The following is a 22096-nucleotide window of genomic DNA, read 5'->3' on the forward strand; positions in this document are numbered from 1 at the left end:
AATGTAGCGTTATTGTTACTTTCCTTGCTACAGAGTTCGACAGATATCCCGCTATGACATTCTCCCTTTTTGGTGACAAATTTACCCGCCACTCCGGCATTACGCTGCTGATGGAAGATCTGAACGACGGCTTACGCACGCCCGGCGCGATTATGCTCGGCGGCGGCAATCCGGCGCAGATCCCGGAAATGCAGGACTACTTCCAGACGCTGCTGACCGACATGCTGGAAAGCGGCAAAGCCACTGATGCGCTGTGTAATTACGACGGCCCGCAGGGGAAAACGGAGCTACTCACACTACTTGCCGGAATGCTACGCGAGAAGCTGGGTTGGGATATTGAACCACAGAATATTGCACTAACAAACGGCAGCCAGAGCGCGTTTTTCTACTTATTTAATCTGTTTGCCGGACGCCGCGCCGATGGTCGGGTCAAAAAAGTGCTGTTCCCGCTGGCACCAGAATACATTGGCTACGCTGACGCCGGACTGGAAGAAGATCTTTTCGTCTCTGCGCGTCCAAATATTGAACTGCTGCCAGAAGGCCAGTTTAAATACCACGTCGATTTTGAACATCTGCATATTGGCGAAGAGACCGGGATGATTTGCGTCTCCCGCCCAACGAACCCAACAGGCAATGTGATTACTGACGAAGAGTTGCTGAAGCTGGATGCGCTGGCGAATCAACACGGCATTCCGCTGGTGATTGATAACGCTTATGGCGTCCCGTTCCCGGGTATCATCTTCAGCGAAGCGCGCCCGCTGTGGAATCCGAATATCGTACTGTGCATGAGTCTTTCCAAGCTGGGTCTACCAGGCTCCCGCTGCGGCATTATCATCGCCAATGAAAAAATCATCACCGCCATCACGAATATGAACGGCATTATCAGCCTGGCGCCTGGCGGTATTGGTCCGGCGATGATGTGTGAAATGATTAAGCGTAACGATCTGCTGCGCCTGTCAGAAACGGTCATCAAGCCGTTCTACTACCAGCGTGTTCAGGAAACTATCGCCATCATTCGCCGCTATTTACCAGAAGATCGCTGCCTGATTCATAAACCCGAAGGAGCCATTTTCCTCTGGCTATGGTTTAAGGATTTGCCAATTACCACCGAGCAGCTTTACCAGCGCCTGAAAGCGCGCGGCGTGCTGATGGTGCCGGGGCACAACTTCTTCCCTGGGCTGGATAAACTGTGGCCGCATACGCATCAATGTATGCGCATGAACTATGTGCCGGAGCCGGAGAAAATTGAGGCAGGCGTGAAGATTCTGGCGGAAGAGATTGAACGCGCCTGGGCTGAGAGTCATTAAAAATTGCCTGATGCGCTGCGCTTATCAGGCCACATAATTTCTGCAATGTATTGAATTTGTAAGGTTTTGTAGGCCAGATAAGACGTTCACGCCACATCCGGCATTAACAAAACGCACTATTCCGGCGTTGAGAACCACCGGAATAGTGTTTCAAACAGGCTGCTGTAGTAGCCGATTCCGCTGCACTTTCTCAACATCCATACACTGCAACGCTTTTGTCGGACAGGCTTCAACACAGGCCGGGCCCGTCGTCCGATGCCAGCACAGATCGCACTTAATCGCCCTCGCCTTTGCACGCGATGAAACGACCTCCATCGCGCCAAACGGACATGCCAGCATACAGCTTTTACAGCCAATACAACGTGATTGTTCAACAAAGATATGCCCATGTTCACGACGAATAGCGTCCACAGGGCAAACATTCGCGCAGGGTGCATCTTCACACTGATGACAGGCTACTGCCGTGGTCCAGGTATGGTCTTTGATAACACGAATACGGGAAATAAACTCGCCAGGTAACAACGAAGCGCAATCCTGATTCTCCTGATGCGACACTGCGCAAGCCACTTCACAGGTACGGCAACCGATACATTTCGTCGCATCCGCAATAATAAACCGGTTCATGATCACTCCTTTGCGCTAAAACCGCAGCGTGCCAGAGAGTGCGCCATTATTGCTTTGATCCAACGAAGGAAATATTAAAGTTTTGCCACCTGCCAAAAACGTTATGTGATCGCGCCCTGGTCGTCCCGGACGGTAAATCCCAGTTCATTGGAAATAGCCTGGGCAGTTTCACGCAGCGGTTTCAGGAGATTTTTCACCCCCACCTGTTTCAGGCGTGATGTCGAAAGCGAAATCGACACCGCATACGGCACCCGCCCATGAATATCAAACACCGGAACAGCAATACAGGAGACGCCGAGTTCATTCTCTTCTCTGTCCATCGCCACGCCGCTTTCGCGAATGTGCGCCAGTTCGTCGAACATCGCGGGCAGTTCGGTAATGGTATTGCGGGTTAGCGGCTGGATTTCATTCTGATGGCTTTCCCAATACGATTTCACGTAGTCCTGATGACCAAACGCCATATAAACCTTACCCATCGCCGAACAGTAGAGCGGCATATGCTGACCAATATAGGCACGGGTTCGCAGCATACCGGTAGTAGGTTCCAGTTTATAAATCAAAATAGCGTGATCGTCTTCTCGACTGGAAAAGTTAATGGTTTCACCAGTGGCGATGTTCAGTGCCTCAAGATGCGGCGCGGCGATATGAATGATATTCAGCGAAGACAGCGCCTTCTGCCCGACGGCAATAAATTTTGTGGTCAGGCGATAACTCCCCGCAGCAGGCGCGGTTGTCACATAGCCACAGGACTGTAGTCCCTGCAATAAACGATGGACCGTACTTTTATTTAAGCCAGCCAGTTCAGAGAGATGCGCCAGCGGGCAACCGTTTGGATAGTTGCTCAAAATCTCAATCAGCATCAACCCGCGAAACAGGCTCTGACTTCCAGCCGGACGCTCTTTTTCCTGCGCCAACTCGTGCTCTTTTTTTCCCATCGCTTTCTTCCCCTTTTTATCGCGCCCTGATGGTAACGCAAAGTGTGTCGCAGTTCACGATCTCGACAGATAATTTATAACCATTTGATTTATATGATTTTTGAAAATCATGGTGTGGATTGCTTTGTTAAAAAGCGATCGATATATTTGAAATCAAATTTCGCATAGTGGAATTTTAAGCTAAAAAAGCGATCAACAAACACAAGGAAGCCAGGGATGAAAGTGACATTTGAGCAGTTAAAAACAGCCTTTAATCGGGTATTAATTTCACGTGGCGTTAACAGCGAAACAGCCGATGCCTGTGCAGAGATGTTCGCCCGCACCACCGAATCCGGCGTTTATTCTCATGGCGTTAACCGTTTCCCCCGCTTCATTCAGCAACTGGAAAACGGCGATATCATTCCTGACGCCCACCCCAAACGTATAACCAGCCTCGGCGCGATTGAGCAGTGGGACGCCCGGCGTTCGATCGGTAACCTGACAGCGAAAAAGATGATGGATCGTGCCATTGAACTGGCGGCAACTCACGGGATTGGCCTGGTCGCGTTACGCAATGCCAACCACTGGATGCGCGGCGGCAGCTACGGCTGGCAGGCGGCGGAAAAAGGCTATATCGGCATCTGCTGGACAAACTCCATCGCCGTTATGCCGCCGTGGGGCGCAAAAGAGTGTCGCATCGGCACCAACCCACTGATCGTCGCTATTCCCTCTTCACCCATCACCATGGTCGATATGTCGATGTCGATGTTCTCCTACGGCATGTTAGAAGTGAATCGTCTGGCGGGACGCGAGCTGCCGGTCGATGGTGGGTTTGATGATGAAGGAAATTTGACCAAAGAACCTGGCGTTATCGAGAAAAATCGCCGAATTTTGCCGATGGGTTACTGGAAAGGTTCTGGCATGTCGATTGTGCTGGATATGATAGCCACTCTCCTTTCTGACGGCGCATCGGTTGCTGAAGTCACCCAGGACAACAGCGACGAGTACGGCATTTCACAAATCTTTATTGCCATTGAAGTGGATAAACTGATCGACGGTTCCACCCGCGACGCCAAACTGCAACGCATCATGGATTACGTTACCAGTGCCGAACGCGCAGACGAAAACCAGGCCATTCGTTTACCCGGCCACGAATTTACCACTCTACTGGCAGAAAACCGTCGTAACGGTATTACTGTGGATGACAGCGTATGGGCAAAAATCCAGGCATTATAAGGAGATAGACCATGATATTTGGACATATCACACAACCTAATCCGTGCCGTTTGCCCGCAGCCATTGAAAAGGCGCTCGATTTTCTACGCACCACCGATTTCAACGCCCTGGCGCCGGGCGTTGTCGAAATCGACGGCAAGAATATTTTTGCGCAAATTATCGATTTAACCACACGCGAGGCGGTGGAAAACCGTCCTGAGGTTCATCGTCGCTATCTGGATATTCAGTTTCTGGCCTGGGGCGAAGAGAAAATCGGTGTAGCCATTGATACCGGGAATAATAAAGTCAGCGAATCACTATTAGAGCAACGCGATATTATTTTTTATCACGATAGTGAACATGAATCATTTATAGGAATGATACCGGGTAGCTACGCTATTTTCTTCCCACAGGATGTTCATCGACCGGCATGTAATAAAAATGCCCCTACGGCAATCCGCAAAATCGTGGTTAAAGTCGCCCTCTGCGCTTTATAAAAAGTTATTACTGGAGCACAAAATGAAAGCGAATAATACCGGTTATATTATCGGTGCGTATCCCTGTGCACCCTCTTTTCACCAAAGAAGTGAAGAGGAAGAGAAGGAATTCTGGCGACAATTATCAGATACCCCTGATATTCTTGGGCTGGAACAACCCTGCCTGGAAAACTTCCATCCTCTTGGCGATCAATGGTTACTTCGCCATACGCCGGAAAGCTGGAAATTTGTCGTCACCGCTGTGATGGAAACCATGCGTCGCCGCAGCGAAAACAACGGCTTTGGTCTCGCCTCCAGCGATGAAGAACAACGCAAGGCCTGCGTGGCGTACTATCGCCACCTGTTCCATAAAATCAACTCATTGCAGGCTAATAAAGTGCTCGCACTAGAGATCCAGGCCGCACCGTTAGCAACGAATCCCAATATTATGCAAGCGACGGATGCCTTTGCCCGCTCGTTGAAAGAAATCGCCAGTTGGGACTGGCCGTGCAAACTGGTGCTGGAACACTGCGACGCCATGACGTCTGCCGCTCCCCGCAAAGGCTTTTTGCCTTTGGAAAATGTGCTGGAAGTCATTGCCGATTATGACGTCAGCCTCTGTATCAACTGGGCGCGCTCCGCCATTGAAGGGCGCAATACAGCGTTGCCGCTGACCCATACCCAAATGGCGAAACAGGCCGGGAAACTCGGCGCGTTGATGTTCTCTGGTACGACGCTAAACGGAGCATACGGAGAATGGCAGGATTTACACGCGCCGTTTGCACCATTCTGTGCAGAAAGCCTGATGACCACAGATCACGTTCGCGAGTTATTTAATGCAGCAGAACCGTCAACATTGCATTTTGCTGGCATCAAGCTGCTAGAAATAAATGAATCGGCTGATGTACAGCATCGCATCGAAATATTACGTAACGGCATTCACTCTCTGAATGAATCTATTTAAAACGATTCATTTATTTTGCCAAATTCTAATTAGTCGTTTTCCAATAAATATTACGAATACCAACAGCATTAATTAATGAAAACATATTACATAACAAGAAGGACTCGTTATGAAACGGATACTCGAAGGCATTCTTGCGCTCATCATCGCAATACTATCTTGTATTATTTTTATTAATATAATTCTTCGATATGGATTTCACACAAGCATATTATCGATTGATGAATTATCCCGTCTTTTATTTGTCTGGTTAACCTTTATTGGCGCTATCGTTGCTTATATGGACAACAGCCATGTGCAGGTTACTTTTTTAGTCGAAAAACTCTCTCCCGCTAATCAACAACGTGTTTCGCAGCTAACCCATACGCTCATTTTATTACTGTGTCTGGGTCTGGCCTGGGGTGCAATAGAAAAAACGTCACAGGACTGGAGTAACTTATCACCCATTCTCGGCGTACCCGTTGGCTTAATGTACGCCGCAGCTATCCCCACCAGCCTGATTATCGCATTACTGGAATTGCGTCACTTATACCGGCAGTTCACAAATACCACCAGCCAAAACCAACAAGGAGTCTGACGATGACAATTCTTATATTTATTGTCAGTTTGTTAGGCGCTATCGCGATTGGTGTTCCCATTGCCTAGGCATTATTACTGTGCGGCATCTCACTGATGTTCTGGATGGATATCTTTGATGTGCAAATTCTGGCACAAACGCTGGTAAATGGCGCAGACAGCTTCTCTCTGTTAGCCATTCCCTTCTTTGTGCTGGCGGGTGAGATCATGAACGCGGGCGGCCTGTCGCAACGTATTGTCGACCTGCCAATGAAACTGGTGGGTCACAGGCCTGGTGGTCTGGGTTACGTTGGCGTGCTGGCGGCAATGATCATGGCAAGCCTTTCCGGTTCTGCGGTTGCCGATACCGCAGCCGTCGCGGCACTGCTGGTGCCGATGATGCGTCAGGCCAACTATCCGGTAAATCGCGCCGCCGGGCTTATCGGATCGGGCGGTATTATTGCAGCCATTATCCCTCCCTCTATTCCACTCATTATCTTCGGCGTCTCCAGCGGACTCTCCATCAGCAAACTTTTTATGGCGGGCATTGCGCCGGGCGTCATGATGGGCGTCACGCTGATGGTTACCTGGTGGTGGCAGGCAAAACGACTTAATTTACCTTGTCAGCCGAAAGCCTCACTACGGGAAGTATGGCAATCCTTAGTTTCCGGTATTTGGGCGCTCTTTTTACCGATAATTATTATTGGCGGTTTCCGTTCGGGGTTATTCACACCCACCGAAGCAGGCGCAGTTGCCGCCTTCTACGCCCTGTTCGTCTCGGTGGTGGTCTATCGCGAAATGACCTTCTCCACGCTTTATCATGTACTGATTAACGCGGCGAAAACCACATCCGTGGTCATGTTCCTGGTGGCCTCTGCTGCGGTATCTGCATGGCTTATTACTATCGCCGAATTACCCATGATGGTATCGGAGCTATTACAACCGTTGGTTGATTCGCCCCGCTTATTATTCATCGTCATTATGCTCGCCATTATGGTGATCAGTACGGTCATGGACTTAACGCCTACCGTATTAATTCTTACGCCAGTATTAATGCCATTAGTGAAAGAAGCAGGAATAGATCCGGTCTATTTCGGCATCATGTTTATTATCAACTGTTCAATATCACTGATTACGCCTCCAGTCGGTAACGTTCTTAACGTGGTATGCGGCGTGGCGAAACTTAAATTTGACGATGCGGTAAAAGGCGTTGCGCCTTACGTCATGGTTTTATTCATGTTGTTAGCATTATTTATTTTTATACCGGAGCTTATTACCGCTCCTCTTAAATGGATGAGTTAAAAGGAAATCATAATGAAATTACGTTCTGTAACCTACGCTTTATTATTTGCCGGAGTGGCGGCGTTCAGCACATCTTCTCTGGCGGCACAATCATTACGTTTCGGTTATGAAACCTCGCAAACCGACTCGCAACATATTGCGGCGAAAAAATTCAATGAATTATTACAGGAAAAAACCAAAGGCGAACTGAAATTAAAACTGTTCCCGGATAGCACCCTCGGTAATGCGCAGGCGATGATCAGCGGCGTGCGCGGCGGCACTATTGATATGGAGATGTCTGGCTCCAATAACTTTACGGGACTCTCGCCCGTCATCAACCTGCTCGATGTCCCTTTCCTGTTCCGCGATACCGCTCACGCGCATAAAACGCTCGACGGCAAAGTCGGTGATGACCTGAAAGTATCCCTTGAAGGTAAAGGACTAAAAGTACTGGCCTACTGGGAAAACGGCTGGCGCGATGTCACCAACTCGCGTGCACCGGTTAAAACGCCTACCGATCTGCAAGGGCTGAAGATCCGTACCAACAATAGCCCAATGAATATTGCCGCATTCAAAGTCTTTGGCGCTAACCCGATCCCGATGCCGTTTGCCGAAGTCTATACCGGGCTGGAAACCCGCACTATCGACGCTCAGGAACACCCGATCAACGTCGTCTGGTCAGCAAAATTTTATGAAGTGCAGAAGTACCTTTCTCTGACGCACCACGCCTATTCCCCGCTTCTGGTGGTAATCAACAAAGCGAAGTTTGATGGCTTAACCCCAGAGTTCCAGCAGGCACTGATCTCATCTGCGCAAGAAGCGGGTAACTACCAGCGCAAACTGGTCGCCGAAGATCAGCAAAAAATCATCGACGGCATGAAAGACGCAGGCGTGGAAGTGATTACCGATCTCGACCGCAAAGCCTTTAGCGACGCGCTGGGTAATCAGGTTCGCGACATGTTTGTTAAAGATGTTCCGCAGGGCGCTGATCTGCTGAAAGCCGTGGATGAGGTGCAATAAACCATGACGCAATACTGGCTGGGGTTAGATTGTGGCGGTAGCTGGCTGAAAGCCGGGCTGTATGACCGCGAAGGCCGGGAGGCAGGCGTGCAGCGCCTGCCGCTGTGCGCATTAAGCCCGCAGCCAGGCTGGGCAGAGCGCGATATGGCAGAACTATGGCAATGCTGCATGGCTGTCATTCGCGACCTGCTTACCCATTCCGGTGTTAGCGGGGAACAAATAGTTGGTATCGGTATCTCCGCACAGGGAAAGGGTTTGTTTTTGCTGGATAAAAACGACAAGCCGCTCGGTAACGCTATTTTGTCTTCGGATCGCCGGGCGATAGAAATCGTTCGTTGCTGGCAGGAAGATGGCATCCCGGAAAAACTCTACCCGCTGACCCGACAAACCTTGTGGACCGGGCATCCGGTGTCGCTGTTACGCTGGCTGAAAGAGCACGAACCGGAACGCTACGCGCAAATTGGCTGCGTGATGATGACGCACGACTACCTGCGCTGGTGTTTAACCGGCGTCAAAGGTTGTGAAGAGAGCAATATTTCTGAGTCCAATCTCTACAACATGAGTCGCGGGGAATATGACCCGTGCCTCACCGACTGGCTGGGGATCGGTGAAATCAATCACTCCCTGCCACCTGTGGTTGGATCTGCCGAAATCTGCGGGGAAACTACCGCTCAGACAGCCGCACAAACCGGTCTGAAAGCGGGTACGCCCGTTGTCGGTGGCCTGTTTGATGTGGTTTCCACCGCACTTTGTGCCGGGATCGAAGACGAATCCACCCTCAATGCAGTAATGGGAACCTGGGCGGTGACCAGCGGCATAACCAGCGGTTTACGTGACGGTGAAGCGCATCCGTATGTCTATGGTCGCTATGTTAATGACGGTCAATTTATCGTTCACGAAGCCAGCCCTACCTCTTCCGGCAATCTCGAATGGTTTACCGCGCAGTGGGGAGAAATCTCTTTTGCTGAGATTAATCAGGCCGTTGCCAGCTTGCCGAAAGCCAGAGGCGATCTGTTTTTCCTGCCGTTCCTGTACGGCAGCAACGCCGGACTTGAGATGACCAGCGGTTTCTACGGGATGCAGGCCATTCACACCCGTGCGCACCTGTTGCAGGCCATTTATGAAGGCGTGGTGTTCAGCCACATGACCCACCTCAACCGGATGCGTGAACGTTTTACCGCTGTTCACACCCTGCGCGTGACTGGCGGTCCTGCGCACTCCGATGTCTGGATGCAAATGCTGGCAGACGTCAGCGGTCTGCGTATCGAGCTGCCGCAGGTGGAAGAAACGGGATGCTTTGGCGCGGCGCTCGCTGCCCGTGTCGGTACGGGCGTTTATCGCAACTTCAGCGAAGCGCAGCGCAACTTGCAACATCCGGTACGCACATTGCTGCCGGACATGACCGCTCATCAGCATTACCAGCAAAAATATCAACGCTATCAGCAACTCATTGCCGCACTCCAGGGTTATCACACCCGCATTAAGGAACACACATTATGAGCAGACCACTTCTGCAACTGGCTCTCGACCACTCATCACTTGAAGCCGCGCAGCGCGACGTGACGCTGTTAAAGGACAGTGTCGATATCGTCGAAGCGGGCACCATTCTCTGTTTAAACGAAGGGCTTGGCGCGGTGAAAGCCTTGCGTGAACAGTGCCCGGACAAAATCATCGTCGCTGACTGGAAGGTCGCCGACGCGGGTGAAACGCTCGCGCAACAGGCGTTTGGCGCAGGCGCTAACTGGATGACCATCATCTGCGCCGCGCCGCTCGCCACGGTGGAAAAAGGCCACGCGATGGCGCAACGCTGCGGCGGTGAAATCCAGATAGAGCTGTTCGGCAACTGGACACTGGACGACGCACGTGACTGGCATCGCATTGGCGTGCAGCAGGCCATTTATCATCGTGGTCGCGACGCACAGGCCAGCGGGCAACAGTGGGGCGAGGCCGATCTGGCACGCATGAAGGCGCTTTCTGATATCGGCCTCGAACTTTCTATTACCGGCGGGATTACCCCTGCTGACCTGCCGCTGTTTAAAGATATCCGCGTGAAAGCGTTTATTGCCGGGCGCGCACTGGCGGGCGCTACCAATCCAGCGCAGGTTGCCGCTGATTTTCATGCACAAATTGACGCAATCTGGGGAGGTTCTCGTGCGTAGTCATCCGTTAGGGATTTATGAAAAGGCGCTGGCGAAAGATCTCTCCTGGCCGGAGCGGCTGGTGCTGGCAAAAAGCTGCTGTTTTGATTTTGTCGAAATGTCGGTGGATGAAACCGACGAACGGCTCTCACGTCTTGACTGGAGCGCCGCACAACGTGCTTCGCTGGTCACTGCGATGATCGAAACGGGTGTCTCCATTCCGTCAATGTGTCTGTCTGCCCATCGTCGTTTTCCCTTTGGCAGCCGGGACGAGGCGGTGCGCGAACGGGCGCGGGAAATCATGAGTAAAGCGATTCGCCTGGCGCGCGATCTCGGCATTCGCACTATTCAACTGGCGGGCTACGACGTCTATTACGAAGAGCATGACGAAGGCACCCAGCAACGTTTTGCTGAAGGGCTGGCGTGGGCTGTTGAACAGGCGGCGGCATCGCAAGTGATGCTGGCGGTGGAGATTATGGACACCGCGTTTATGAACTCCATCAGCAAATGGAAAAAATGGGACGAGATGCTCGCCTCGCCGTGGTTCACCGTTTACCCGGATGTCGGCAACCTCAGCGCCTGGGGCAATGATGTTCCCGCCGAACTGAAACTGGGCATTGACCGCATCGCGGCTATTCACCTGAAAGACACTCAACCCGTAACCGACCAGAGTCCTGGCCAGTTCCGTGATGTACCGTTTGGCGAAGGCTGCGTTGATTTCATTGGCATCTTTAAAACGCTGCATGAACTGAACTATCGCGGTTCTTTCCTGATTGAGATGTGGACCGAAAAAGCCAAAGAGCCGGTGCTGGAGATTATTCAGGCGCGGCGCTGGATTGAAGCGCGTATGCAGGAGGCCGGGTTTATATGTTAGAGCAACTGAAAGCCGACGTGCTGGCGGCGAATCTGGCGCTTCCCGCTCACCATCTGGTGACGTTCACCTGGGGCAATGTCAGCGCGGTAGACGAGACGCGGCAATGGATGGTGATCAAACCTTCCGGCGTCGAGTATGAAGTGATGACCGCCGACGATATGGTGGTGGTTGAGATAGCCAGCGGCAAGGCGGTGGAAGGCAGCAAAAAGCCCTCGTCCGACACGCCAACGCATCTGGCGCTCTACCGCCGCTATGCGGAGATTGGCGGTATTGTGCATACCCACTCGCGCCACGCCACCATCTGGTCGCAGGCCGGACTTGATCTCCCCGCCTGGGGCACCACGCACGCCGATTATTTCTATGGTGCCATCCCCTGCACGCGACAGATGACCGCAGAGGAGATTAACGGCGAATATGAATATCAGACCGGCGAAGTGATCATTGAAACCTTCGAAGAGCGTGGCAGGAGTCCGGCACAAATCCCGGCGGTGCTGGTGCATTCTCACGGCCCGTTCGCCTGGGGAAAAAATGCCGCCGATGCGGTGCATAACGCCGTGGTGCTGGAAGAGTGCGCCTATATGGGCCTGTTCTCGCACCAGCTTGCGCCGCAGCTCCCTGCCATGCAAAACGAACTGCTGGATAAGCACTACCTGCGTAAGCATGGAGACAATGCCTATTACGGGCAGTAATCCCTCACGCCGGGGCTTCATCGCCCCGGCACTACGAATTGATATGTTCCTTGCTGTAACGCCGCTTCCACGCTGCTGGCGTTAAACCAGTGTGTTTGCGAAAAATCTGTCGGAAATAGCCAACGTCATTAAACCCGCACAACGCAGCCACTTCAGTGAGCGACTCGTCTGTTGCGCTGAATTTGCCCGGCTGGCGTCCACAGCGGTATCCAACATTACATTGCTCACCAAAATCAAAAACGTTTAACGCAGGCTATTATAGTCATCAACCATTTCGTTGTACTCGCGTAACGCTTTCGGGAAAGAGTCTTCGACCATCCAGCTTGTGTTTGCATCCTGAAGTTGCTCTTTATCCCAGTCAGAGTACGGGACTTTATCTCTGACGCGGCGAACATATTTTTTAGCTTCGAGCTGATATTGGTCTGCCGAATTAATAAAGGAAAATTTCATGCCGCCTTTATCCGCTTCTTTGGCCTGCGCCACCAGCGTTTCCAGTTCAGATACTTTCTTCATTGCCGCATCTGCATCAAACTTCTCTTGCGAAATCAGGTTATTAATTTGTTTCGCTGATATCATGACAGCCAGAGAGTAGTAGTGGAATGTTTTCCCTTCTCTTTCTTCAATATTTTTCAATTCCGCAAGCTGACGCTTATCATTAATTTCCTGAATCGCCGCGTGATAAGATTCTGCTACGGGTTCAAAGGATTCAATATTTTTTATGAGCGTCTGGTGCAGCGTTTTCCCTTTGGCAAACGCATCATCTTTATAATTTTCCTGGGTGTAATATTTATCCATTTCGTTAATGGTATTACCCAGCGCAACAGCGGCATTAATATAATTCAACGCCACACCATCAATGGGTTCCAGCGCAGGCGTTAACGCCACGACTCTTTTTATTCCTTTTTGACACTCAGAGAGATTGGATTCACTAATGCCGTAGATGCCATAAACAAGGCTCTCTTTACCCGTTGGACCCTGTTTAAAATCTTTCAGCCAGTCAGCGTAACGCGCCAGGCTGTTCTGCACAGGGATCTGCAACTTATTGTAGCACTTGATATAAACATCCATTTTTTCGTCGAAAACCGCTTGTTCATCGACCACCGGTTGCGCAGGCGTTTCTGGTTTAGCTTCTGCTTTTGCAACGGGCGCTTCTGGAGCTGGTGCGGCAGGTTGACTATTGGCGGGCGGGGGAGTTTCTGATTCGACTTTTTTATCATCACATCCGGTGATACCGAGGGCCATTATGGCGATAATAATAGCTGAAGATAATAAATTCCTTTTCATTTAATTGCCTTATAAATAGATAAATAAGAGAGTAAATATAATAAAGGAAAAAAGAAAGCGTCACTACACGCGTTTTGTTTATAAATAAATAGATATAATTCACTGAATGAATAAGTCCGGTGATTTCATTGATAAATTACCGGACTTATTCAATTAACAGTTCAACCGTTGCGAGAGGAAAGTTTCTGCCCCTCGTTATTTAAACCTGCATTACATCCCATAACGTTCAGAAATAGCAGCATGTTTCTCTTCGTTCGCTCCGGCTTCTTTGGCAAGACGCCACCAGCACAACGGATGTTCCCAGTCTGCGGTCAACTCACTTAGCGTTTTATCAATATTAGCTTTAGCAACCGAACGCGGCGCGCTGATAACAAAGTAGAACGCGGGCAGTGGCTCTGCTTCTTCTCCCTGATGACTATCCGTTAACGTATAGTCCTCGTTACTGTTGCTCCAGTAGTACCAGTTTCGTTCACGTAGCGCCTCACGGAAGGCATTAAACTGTTCTTCACCAGGCATGACACCTTCACAGAACCAGGACTCGCCGTACTCGGTCGGGATAATGGTTTTCAGGCCCCCATAAAGTGGCGTGAAATTCTTCTGCTCTTCCTCATCTTCAGGCCGGGTATTCAACATTTCCGCATCGAAAACGACAATTTCATCAACATGTTGTGGGTAATCTGTCCGGTAGGTTGGTTCAATGATCCTTGCCGTTACCGGTCCAATCCGCTGGGCATAGTAATAGCGGTATTCGAAGTTTTCCCGGAAACGGATATTCAGTAGTCCCCATTTTTCGTCGATAAAACCTTCGCCTTCCGTGAGTTCGATTTCCAGTTCTGCGGCGATAGTTCGCACCAAATCCCATTGTTGTAAGATGCTGGCGGTCGCCATGATATCCCACTGGATATTACGAATATCTTCTTCACGACTAATCATAAGTTGCTGCAATTGCTGTAAATAATCCAGCTGCCGATCCCAGGCTTCCTGTTTTTGTGCTGCCCAGGAGCACATGCGATAAACGCCGACCCACTCGCGCCCCTTTTCGTGTTGCAGCAACTGTTGACCAATCGACTCCAGTTCGCCCCAGTCTTCCTGTTGGTTGATCACCCGCGCACGGAACCACAACGCCATATGTAGTAACTCCGCCTGTTCATACTGCTTCGCCAGGTGTTCGATCGCTTGCTGATCGCCACGGTTAAGCAGGAGATCCAGCAGATCAAAGCAGAGATTGGTATCTTCCTGGATGTGGCTTTCAACGTAGCGTTGCAGGAGTTCAATCGATTCATCAATCGCATTGCAGGCGTTTAACGCATTGACCAGCTTGCCCAGCAATTCCGTATCATCTGGCGTGTTCAGGTAAGCGCGGCGGAATATTTCGACGTCTTTTTCCGGATCGGGCTGCGTTTCTTCATCACTGTTTTCAGGTATTTCTACCACCGGTCGAGCAAGCAGTTCCGCCTCTTTAGCGACGATTTTTTCACTAAGTTCAAGAAACTCGCGATCAACGCCCAGCAACGCGCGTAATTTCGGTATGTGCCGCTGAGCCAGTTTCATCGCCATTTTGGCAACCCAGACAGATTCTCGCTCCAGCGCCAGGGTAATTTGCAGTTTCGCCAGATCAACCACTTTGCGGTGCGCCCCGGCCTGTGAACGGTGCTCCAGCATTTTTTGAATGATTCGCGCCAGTTGCCAGTGGTTTCTTTGTGGATTGCGGGGAAGTAATTCAGTAATAATCTTCAGCCATGGTCCCCATGAATAGGGAGTCAGATCTGACCAACGCGGCAATTCCTCCCAGACTTCTTTGTCCTGCCCGCATAACGCCATGATGTACAGTTTTTTGAGTTGATAATTGATGCGGTCGCGTCCCCAATAATCATTTTCTTTTGCCAGTTCATCAATCACTTCTCGCGCTTCATCGTAACGCTGAAGGGCAACCAAAATATCGGCACGGGTTGCCAGCAGTGCTTCTAAATATTCACTCCCCGATGCTTTTACCGCGTCGATTTGCCTGTCGATATAAGCCAACGCCTCTTCTGTTCTGTTGGAATCCATCAGCGCACTGGCATATTCGCAGGATAAACACATAAAGCAGCTCCAGGTCGGATCAATGCGCGCGATGGTTTCTTCACATACCGCCATACGTTCATTGGCCCAGCCAGGGGCATCTATATTCTCGTAGCAGGCGGATAAATCCTGCGTGACACAGATAGATTGCGGGCAATCTTTTGCCTCTTCCCGGTGCGCTTTTTCAAACAGCGCCACTACGTCTGGCAGTACTTTTTCGCCTTCTTCGTAGTTAGTCAGACGATGGCGCATCTCCCAGTGCCCGATAAATATTTCCAGCCACGGATTTTTGGCCACTTGATTCAATGCTTTCATTTCCGGTAATAACGAATCGCACTTTTCCATTTGCAGATGTAAAACACCTTCAGAAAAATCATCAATTATCTGCGGAATATACTCCTGCCCGGCATCACGCAACTCCTGGCTATATTTGTTGTACCACTCCCATGTATCCATTTTATTTTCCTTGATTAATTAAGACAGGAATAATCTGAGTAAAATCTTCCAGCGCCTGGTGTAAATCCCATTGTTGTTCTTTATTGCCGCTGGAGCACAAAATCACTTTCAGCGATTTTAATAACCGTAATGCCGCCGCTGGCTGTTGCTGATGTTGTAATGCCGTCACCAGTTGCATAATGCAGGGGTTATTGAGATTGATATACAGACTTGACGTTTTGGTCTTTTGGATTTGCGAGGTGAATTGCCGCGCCAGCATTAACGCTGCGGTGCTAATACGTTTATCCGCGTCATCCTGTTCGAGAATTTTTTTTAATTCCGCTTCGCGATCTGGCGTAACCACGAGCGGTAAAACGGCGGGTTCGAAGCGGGAGATAATTAATTGCTCGCCGTCGCAAAGATGCTCTTCCAGATAAGCAATCTGCTCTTCGGGTAATTCCGCAAGGCTGAACAACTGTTCATTACCCGTTTGTGTACCGACTTCAATAATCCGGCAGTGATATAACAGCGCCCAGCGGCGTAAAAATGGCACCACGGCATAGCGATCGCCACGCGCAACGGGTCGTTGCAGAATGTGGAACAACATCTCTTCAAAACCGCCATCGCGGCTTAACAGAATATGAATGCTGTTATTAATGCGTAAATCTTTTGCCAGCAGCGCACCTTTTGAGGTAGGCACCTGCAAACGGTCTTTGAGCAAATCAAACAGACGGTCATCACACAACGCTGCGCCAAGCAACGCTTCGTTATGGCGCATTAATACACGCCGCCAGATTTCTGGCTGATTTTGTGCGAGATCGGACAAACCAGAAATCAGCGCCTCTTTTAACGCCTCCTGCACCGCGACCCAGGTTTCGTCGCGCTGGAGATCTTCCCGGCTCGCCGTCGGCGTCAGTTTCGATGACTCAATCACGCCGCCAATAAAACCGGCCCAGGGCGGTAACAGCTCACGCGCTTCGCCATCAAGTAACATGCCGCGCAAAAACAGCGACAGGTTGCGGTTATCGCTGGTGCCGTAAGTTGCGCCATCCTGAATCCATAAAATCCCGACCGCATCGCTCATTCCCGCTGGCACCACCGGAATGGTGCAAATAGGTTCAAAAGAAGATTCAAACTGGGCGGCAAAGGCGAGATTTTTCCGCTGTACCAGCGCGCGGTGCATCGTTACGCCATCTGGCGTTTCTTCACGCCACGGTGGCTGGAGTTTGTTCACTGGCTCGCTGGCGTCCCCCACATAGACCGGTTCGTGCAGCAATATGCAGTAGCGGGAAAGGACGCGGTTCAGCAAATTGTTACTCGCCAGATGGCTGTACTCTTCTTTGAGCGTCAGAATCACCTGCGTCCCCGGCTCCGAGGACTGATGCGGCGTAACGGTATATTTTTGCCCGTCGGTAGAGTGGTATTTCCAGCTCTGATCTGGCGTTTGCCACGAGGTGGTCAGTACCGTCACTTCTTTTGCCAGTACAAATGCCGACAAAAAACCGAGGCCGAACATACCAATTAAACCAGTATTGTCATCCTGCTGGCGCAGCATTCGGGTATAACCCACGCCCACTGTAGCCAGGAAGCCGTGAATTTCGCTTTCTGTCAGACCCGCGCCGGTATCGCTAATGGTGATGGTGGATTTCGCCACGTCCGCCACCACACGAATCGCGTTATCCTTTGGTGCATTGGGTTGCTCAATCCTGCGGCGCACGATCGCATCGTGTCCGTTTTGCACCAGCTCCCACACGGCGACCACGGGGGTGGAGTAAAGATGCTTACTGAGCACCTCAATTAAGCCGTTTAAATTAACTTCGGTAGAATATGAACTGCCAGGTAACTGTAATGTACTCATTTTTCAATACTCATAATCCATCACCCACTATTGAAAATACATTGCTGTTTTTTACAACCGGTGCAAGGTTTGTTATTTTCATTCACTCATCGGAAACATTTATTTATTGACGCGATGATTAAAACAAAATGTCTTATATAAATAATGATTAATTCTTAAAGGATTAATGCGACTGGAGTATATCGATATAAACCGAAGTTAACGAGATAATTTCTTGTGGTGAAATTATTATTTAAATGCTGAATAACATATTCAGCATTATTTAATAAAAAAATAAAACCGCAATCCAGAATCAGAATTGCGGTACTTCTTTAATTATGAATCAATCGTTGCGGATGAGTATAAATCGTCGCCCGTCCCGGCTTACAAAAACCTACCAGCGTCAGGTTACATCGCTCGGCGACCTCTACGGCAAGCGTTGTCGCGGCAGACACAGCAAACAGAATTTCTACCCCGCACATCGCTGATTTTTGCACCATTTCATAGCTGGCACGGCTGGAAACCAACACCGCACCCTGCTGCCAACGTTCACCTTCTTGCGCCCGCCGACCTAACAGTTTATCCAGCGCCACATGGCGGCCCACATCTTCATGTCCGCCAGCCAGTTCGCCAGACGGCAACATCCAGGCGGCGACGTGAGTACAGCCGGTCAGTTGCCCCACTGGCTGGAAATCATTGAGATGGCGTAATGCATCATCCAGTTTGTTGAGATCAAACGTTTGGGTGAACGGCAACGGCTGCACTGGCTTACCGATGTCGTTAAGTTGCTCCACGCCACATACGCCACAGCCCGTGCGCCCCGCCAGTGCCCGACGACGCTCTTTCAACCCCATAAAGCGACGGCTGGAAAGCTCAATTTGCACTTCCAGACCATTACACGAGGGAACAACATCCATGCCGAATATATCGCGCGGACTTTCGATAATTCCTTCTGAAAGCGAAAAACCGAGCGCAAACAGTTCAAGGTCTTTGGGCGATGCCATCATCACTACGTGCGAAATGCCGTTGTAGACCAACGCAACGGGAACTTCTTCCGCGACTTCATCAAGCCGGGAACGTTGTAAATCATCACGCTGCCATAACTCAATTTGTCGCATTCCCGTGATATTTGTCACATTTTTGATTTCTTTTTGCTGTGTTTTTTTCACTTTCTCTTAACCAGATAAGAACACACACACCAAGATTATGGTATTCTGTTACAAACCCTTCCTGGATGGAGGGAAATTGAGCCAATTCTGGACCTTTGCGGCCCCTTCCGCAAAGAAAAATAACTCCCACTCCCTGCACACGCAGCAAGCGAATGTAAATGGGACGTGACAATGTCGAAACAAGGAGCAATCCATGCAGGTCAGCAGAAGGCAGTTCTTTAAGATCTGCGCTGGCGGTATGGCAGGCACCACGGCAGCGGCACTGGGTTTTGCACCCAGCGTAGCACTCGCGGAAACCCGGCAGTATAAACTGCTGCGCACCCGCGAAACCCGTAATACCTGCACCTATTGTTCCGTAGGCTGTGGGCTGTTGATGTACAGCCTCGGTGACGGAGCAAAAAACGCCAAAGCATCTATCTTCCATATCGAAGGCGATCCGGATCACCCGGTCAACCGTGGTGCACTTTGTCCGAAAGGCGCTGGCCTGGTGGATTTTATCCACTCCGAAAGCCGTCTGAAGTTCCCGGAATATCGTGCGCCTGGTTCTGACAAATGGCAGCAAATCAGTTGGGAAGAAGCGTTTGATCGCATCGCCAAACTGATGAAAGAAGACCGCGATGCGAACTACATTGCGCAAAACGCCGAAGGCGTGACCGTTAACCGCTGGCTCTCCACCGGAATGTTGTGTGCTTCCGCGTCGAGCAACGAAACCGGCTATTTAACGCAAAAATTCTCCCGCGCGCTGGGTATGCTCGCGGTCGACAACCAGGCGCGTGTCTGACACGGACCAACGGTAGCAAGTCTTGCTCCAACATTTGGTCGCGGTGCGATGACCAACCACTGGGTCGACATCAAGAACGCCAACCTTGTCGTGGTGATGGGCGGTAACGCCGCTGAAGCTCACCCGGTAGGATTCCGCTGGGCGATGGAAGCCAAAATTCACAACGGCGCGAAGCTAATTGTGATTGATCCTCGCTTTACGCGCACGGCGGCGGTGGCTGACTACTATGCCCCAATTCGTTCCGGTACTGACATTGCTTTCCTGTCAGGCGTTTTGCTGTACCTGCTGAACAATGAAAAATTCAACCGCGAATACACCGAAGCCTATACCAACGCCAGCCTGATCGTGCGTGAGGATTACGGCTTTGAAGATGGCCTGTTCACCGGCTACGACGCGGAAAAACGTAAGTACGATAAATCTTCCTGGACTTACGAACTGGACGAAAACGGCTTCGCCAAACGCGATACCACGTTGCAACATCCACGCTGCGTGTGGAACTTGCTGAAACAGCACGTTTCCCGTTATACGCCAGATGTGGTTGAAAACATCTGTGGTACGCCAAAAGACGCGTTCCTGAAAGTCTGCGAATACATCGCAGAAACCAGTGCTCACGATAAAACTGCCTCGTTCCTTTACGCGCTCGGCTGGACGCAACACTCCGTTGGTGCGCAAAACATTCGTACCATGGCGATGATCCAGTTGCTGCTCGGTAATATGGGGATGGCTGGCGGCGGCGTTAACGCCCTGCGCGGTCACTCCAACATTCAGGGGCTGACGGATCTGGGGCTGCTGTCGCAAAGCCTGCCGGGTTACATGACGCTACCAAGCGAGAAGCAGACCGATCTGCAAACTTACCTTACCGCCAACACGCCGAAACCGCTGCTGGAAGGCCAGGTCAACTACTGGGGCAACTACCCGAAATTCTTCGTCTCAATGATGAAGGCCTTCTTTGGTGATAAAGCGACGGCGGAAAATAGCTGGGGCTTTGACTGGTTGCCGAAGTGGGATAAAGGCTACGACGTCCTGCAATACTTCGAGATGATGAAAGAGGGCAAGGTCAATGGCTATATCTGCCAGGGCTTTAACCCTGTTGCCTCATTCCCGAACAAAAACAAAGTGATCGGCTGTCTGTCAAAACTGAAGTTCCTCGTCACCATCGACCCGCTGAACACTGAAACCTCTAACTTCTGGCAGAACCACGGTGAGCTGAACGAAGTTGACTCGTCGAAGATCCAGACCGAAGTGTTCCGTCTGCCATCGACCTGCTTCGCGGAAGAGAACGGTTCAATCGTTAACTCCGGTCGCTGGTTGCAGTGGCACTGGAAAGGTGCGGACGCCCCAGGGATTGCGCTGACTGATGGCGAGATCCTCTCCGGTATCTTCCTGCGCTTGCGCAAGATGTATGCCGAACAGGGTGGCGCGAACCCGGACCAGGTGCTGAACATGACCTGGAACTACGCCATTCCGCATGAGCCGAAGTCGGAAGAAGTAGCGATGGAGAGCAACGGTAAGGCGCTGGCCGATATTACCGATCCGGCAACCGGTGCGGTTATCGTCAAGAAAGGCCAACAACTTAGCTCGTTCGCCCAACTGCGCGATGACGGTACGACTTCCTGTGGCTGCTGGATTTTCGCCGGTAGCTGGACGCCGGAAGGCAACCAGATGGCACGCCGTGATAACGCCGATCCGTCTGGCCTCGGTAACACGCTGGGCTGGGCATGGGCATGGCCGCTTAACCGCCGCATCCTGTATAACCGCGCCTCCGCAGACCCGCAGGGTAACCCGTGGGATCCGAAGCGTCAGTTGCTGAAATGGGACGGCACTAAGTGGACTGGCTGGGATATTCCGGACTACAGCGCAGCACCTCCGGGCAGTGGCGTCGGGCCGTTTATCATGCAGCAGGAAGGCATGGGGCGTCTGTTTGCCCTCGATAAGATGGCGGAAGGTCCGTTCCCGGAACACTACGAGCCGTTTGAAACGCCGCTGGGGACTAACCCGCTGCATCCAAACGTTATCTCGAACCCGGCTGCGCGTATCTTTAAAGACGACGCCGAAGCATTGGGTAAAGCCGATAAGTTCCCGTATGTCGGAACCACCTATCGTCTGACCGAGCACTTCCACTACTGGACCAAACACGCGCTGTTGAACGCGATTTTGCAGCCAGAGCAGTTTGTGGAAATCGGTGAGTCGCTGGCGAATAAACTTGGCATTGCTCAGGGCGATACCGTGAAAGTCTCCTCTAACCGTGGCTATATCAAAGCCAAAGCGGTGGTGACCAAACGTATTCGCACGCTGAAAGCGAACGGCAAAGATATCGATACCATCGGTATTCCGATTCACTGGGGCTATGAAGGCGTAGCTAAAAAAGGCTTTATTGCCAATACGTTAACGCCATTCGTTGGTGATGCGAACACGCAGACGCCGGAGTTTAAGTCCTTCCTTGTGAATGTGGAAAAGGTGTAACGGAGACGA

17 protein-coding genes and 2 pseudogenes are annotated in these 22096 nt (G+C 51.0%); 12 read left to right on the plus strand and 7 right to left on the minus strand.

Annotated features, from left to right (window positions below; genetic code table 11):
* The first annotated feature begins 53 nt into the window (after positions 1-53).
* The gene (gene avtA / locus A7098_RS03510) at positions 54-1307 is read left to right on the plus strand and encodes a valine--pyruvate transaminase (protein ID WP_105280340.1); all 1254 of its coding nucleotides are present in this window, start codon (positions 54-56) and stop codon (positions 1305-1307) included.
* 150 nt (positions 1308-1457) lie between these two features.
* Here avtA and A7098_RS03515 read toward each other — a convergent pair whose 3' ends face one another.
* Together A7098_RS03515 and yiaJ are read right to left on the minus strand one after the other, a co-directional pair.
* Positions 1458-1931, minus strand: a complete 474-nt coding sequence (locus A7098_RS03515; protein WP_024212400.1) for a 4Fe-4S binding protein — start codon at positions 1929-1931, stop codon at positions 1458-1460.
* A gap of 101 nt (positions 1932-2032) precedes the next feature.
* Entirely contained in the window at positions 2033-2866 is an 834-nt protein-coding gene (yiaJ, locus tag A7098_RS03520) for an IclR family transcriptional regulator YiaJ (protein ID WP_105280341.1), read from the minus strand.
* 216 nt (positions 2867-3082) lie between these two features.
* Between yiaJ and yiaK the strand changes: the two genes are divergently transcribed.
* The 10 genes and pseudogenes from yiaK to araD all read left to right on the plus strand — a co-directional run bounded on the left by yiaK (position 3083) and on the right by araD (position 12057).
* Positions 3083-4081: a 3-dehydro-L-gulonate 2-dehydrogenase gene (gene yiaK, locus A7098_RS03525; protein WP_105280342.1), complete on the plus strand. Its 999-nt coding sequence runs from the start codon at positions 3083-3085 to the stop codon at positions 4079-4081.
* An 11-nt stretch (positions 4082-4092) separates the two neighbouring features.
* Positions 4093-4557: a YhcH/YjgK/YiaL family protein gene (locus A7098_RS03530; protein WP_105280343.1), complete on the plus strand. Its 465-nt coding sequence runs from the start codon at positions 4093-4095 to the stop codon at positions 4555-4557.
* Between the two features lie 22 nt (positions 4558-4579).
* On the plus strand, positions 4580-5500 hold the full coding sequence (locus A7098_RS03535) for a DUF4862 family protein (protein WP_105280344.1): 921 nt from the start codon (positions 4580-4582) through the stop codon (positions 5498-5500).
* Between the two features lie 109 nt (positions 5501-5609).
* Complete coding sequence (yiaM, locus tag A7098_RS03540) at positions 5610-6077, plus strand: 2,3-diketo-L-gulonate TRAP transporter small permease YiaM (RefSeq protein WP_085461402.1); 468 nt, start codon at positions 5610-5612, stop codon at positions 6075-6077.
* A 2-nt stretch (positions 6078-6079) separates the two neighbouring features.
* A pseudogene (gene yiaN, locus A7098_RS03545) lies at positions 6080-7357 on the plus strand (2,3-diketo-L-gulonate TRAP transporter large permease YiaN).
* A 12-nt stretch (positions 7358-7369) separates the two neighbouring features.
* Positions 7370-8356, plus strand: coding sequence for a 2,3-diketo-L-gulonate TRAP transporter substrate-binding protein YiaO (yiaO, locus tag A7098_RS03550; RefSeq protein ID WP_105280345.1), 987 nt, complete (start codon positions 7370-7372; stop codon positions 8354-8356).
* Between the two features lie 3 nt (positions 8357-8359).
* Complete coding sequence (lyxK, locus tag A7098_RS03555; RefSeq protein WP_105280346.1) at positions 8360-9856, plus strand: L-xylulokinase; 1497 nt, start codon at positions 8360-8362, stop codon at positions 9854-9856.
* Positions 9853-10515, plus strand: a complete 663-nt coding sequence (ulaD, locus tag A7098_RS03560) for a 3-keto-L-gulonate-6-phosphate decarboxylase UlaD (protein ID WP_105280347.1) — start codon at positions 9853-9855, stop codon at positions 10513-10515. Before lyxK ends, ulaD begins: the two co-directional genes overlap by 4 nt.
* A complete protein-coding gene (locus A7098_RS03565; protein WP_105280348.1) occupies positions 10508-11368 on the plus strand; it encodes an L-ribulose-5-phosphate 3-epimerase in 861 nt (286 codons plus the stop codon). Before ulaD ends, A7098_RS03565 begins: the two co-directional genes overlap by 8 nt.
* Positions 11362-12057 carry an L-ribulose-5-phosphate 4-epimerase gene (gene araD, locus A7098_RS03570; protein ID WP_105280349.1) on the plus strand — a complete coding sequence of 232 codons (696 nt, stop codon included), beginning with the start codon at positions 11362-11364 and terminating at the stop codon, positions 12055-12057. Before A7098_RS03565 ends, araD begins: the two co-directional genes overlap by 7 nt.
* A gap of 31 nt (positions 12058-12088) precedes the next feature.
* On the opposite strand, the pseudogene A7098_RS03575 reads toward araD, so the two are convergent.
* From A7098_RS03575 to fdhD, 5 genes and pseudogenes are all read right to left on the minus strand, one after another.
* Positions 12089-12229, minus strand: a pseudogene (locus A7098_RS03575) (helix-turn-helix domain-containing protein); the annotation flags it as partial.
* Between the two features lie 71 nt (positions 12230-12300).
* Complete coding sequence (locus tag A7098_RS03580; protein WP_105280350.1) at positions 12301-13341, minus strand: YiiG family protein; 1041 nt, start codon at positions 13339-13341, stop codon at positions 12301-12303.
* A gap of 210 nt (positions 13342-13551) precedes the next feature.
* Complete coding sequence (locus A7098_RS03585) at positions 13552-15858, minus strand: hypothetical protein (RefSeq protein WP_105280351.1); 2307 nt, start codon at positions 15856-15858, stop codon at positions 13552-13554.
* A gap of 1 nt (position 15859) precedes the next feature.
* Positions 15860-17695, minus strand: coding sequence for an ATP-binding protein (locus A7098_RS03590; protein WP_105280352.1), 1836 nt, complete (start codon positions 17693-17695; stop codon positions 15860-15862).
* Positions 17696-18006: 311 nt separating this feature from the next.
* Positions 18007-18843, minus strand: a complete 837-nt coding sequence (gene fdhD / locus A7098_RS03595; RefSeq protein WP_000753605.1) for a formate dehydrogenase accessory sulfurtransferase FdhD — start codon at positions 18841-18843, stop codon at positions 18007-18009.
* A gap of 193 nt (positions 18844-19036) precedes the next feature.
* Here fdhD and fdnG point away from each other — a divergent pair, with 193 nt between their 5' ends.
* A complete protein-coding gene (gene fdnG / locus A7098_RS03610; protein WP_011310337.1) occupies positions 19037-22087 on the plus strand; it encodes a formate dehydrogenase-N subunit alpha in 3051 nt (1016 codons plus the stop codon).
* Positions 22088-22096: the final 9 nt, after the last annotated feature.

Origin of the sequence: Escherichia sp. MOD1-EC7011 (assembly GCF_002965005.1) — a bacterium.
GTDB lineage: Bacteria > Pseudomonadota > Gammaproteobacteria > Enterobacterales > Enterobacteriaceae > Escherichia > Escherichia ruysiae.

Excerpts from the sequence above, each read along its gene's own strand:
- avtA (WP_105280340.1), top strand. The coding sequence starts at position 54 with ATGACATTCTCCCTTTTTGGTGACAAATTTACCCGCCACTCCGGCATT.
- A7098_RS03515 (WP_024212400.1), bottom strand. The coding sequence starts at position 1,931 with ATGAACCGGTTTATTATTGCGGATGCGACGAAATGTATCGGTTGCCGT.
- yiaJ (WP_105280341.1), bottom strand. The coding sequence starts at position 2,866 with ATGGGAAAAAAAGAGCACGAGTTGGCGCAGGAAAAAGAGCGTCCGGCT.
- yiaK (WP_105280342.1), top strand. The coding sequence starts at position 3,083 with ATGAAAGTGACATTTGAGCAGTTAAAAACAGCCTTTAATCGGGTATTA.
- A7098_RS03530 (WP_105280343.1), top strand. The coding sequence starts at position 4,093 with ATGATATTTGGACATATCACACAACCTAATCCGTGCCGTTTGCCCGCA.
- A7098_RS03535 (WP_105280344.1), top strand. The coding sequence starts at position 4,580 with ATGAAAGCGAATAATACCGGTTATATTATCGGTGCGTATCCCTGTGCA.
- yiaM (WP_085461402.1), top strand. The coding sequence starts at position 5,610 with ATGAAACGGATACTCGAAGGCATTCTTGCGCTCATCATCGCAATACTA.
- yiaO (WP_105280345.1), top strand. The coding sequence starts at position 7,370 with ATGAAATTACGTTCTGTAACCTACGCTTTATTATTTGCCGGAGTGGCG.
- lyxK (WP_105280346.1), top strand. The coding sequence starts at position 8,360 with ATGACGCAATACTGGCTGGGGTTAGATTGTGGCGGTAGCTGGCTGAAA.
- ulaD (WP_105280347.1), top strand. The coding sequence starts at position 9,853 with ATGAGCAGACCACTTCTGCAACTGGCTCTCGACCACTCATCACTTGAA.
- araD (WP_105280349.1), top strand. The coding sequence starts at position 11,362 with ATGTTAGAGCAACTGAAAGCCGACGTGCTGGCGGCGAATCTGGCGCTT.
- A7098_RS03580 (WP_105280350.1), bottom strand. The coding sequence starts at position 13,341 with ATGAAAAGGAATTTATTATCTTCAGCTATTATTATCGCCATAATGGCC.
- A7098_RS03585 (WP_105280351.1), bottom strand. The coding sequence starts at position 15,858 with ATGGATACATGGGAGTGGTACAACAAATATAGCCAGGAGTTGCGTGAT.
- A7098_RS03590 (WP_105280352.1), bottom strand. The coding sequence starts at position 17,695 with ATGAGTACATTACAGTTACCTGGCAGTTCATATTCTACCGAAGTTAAT.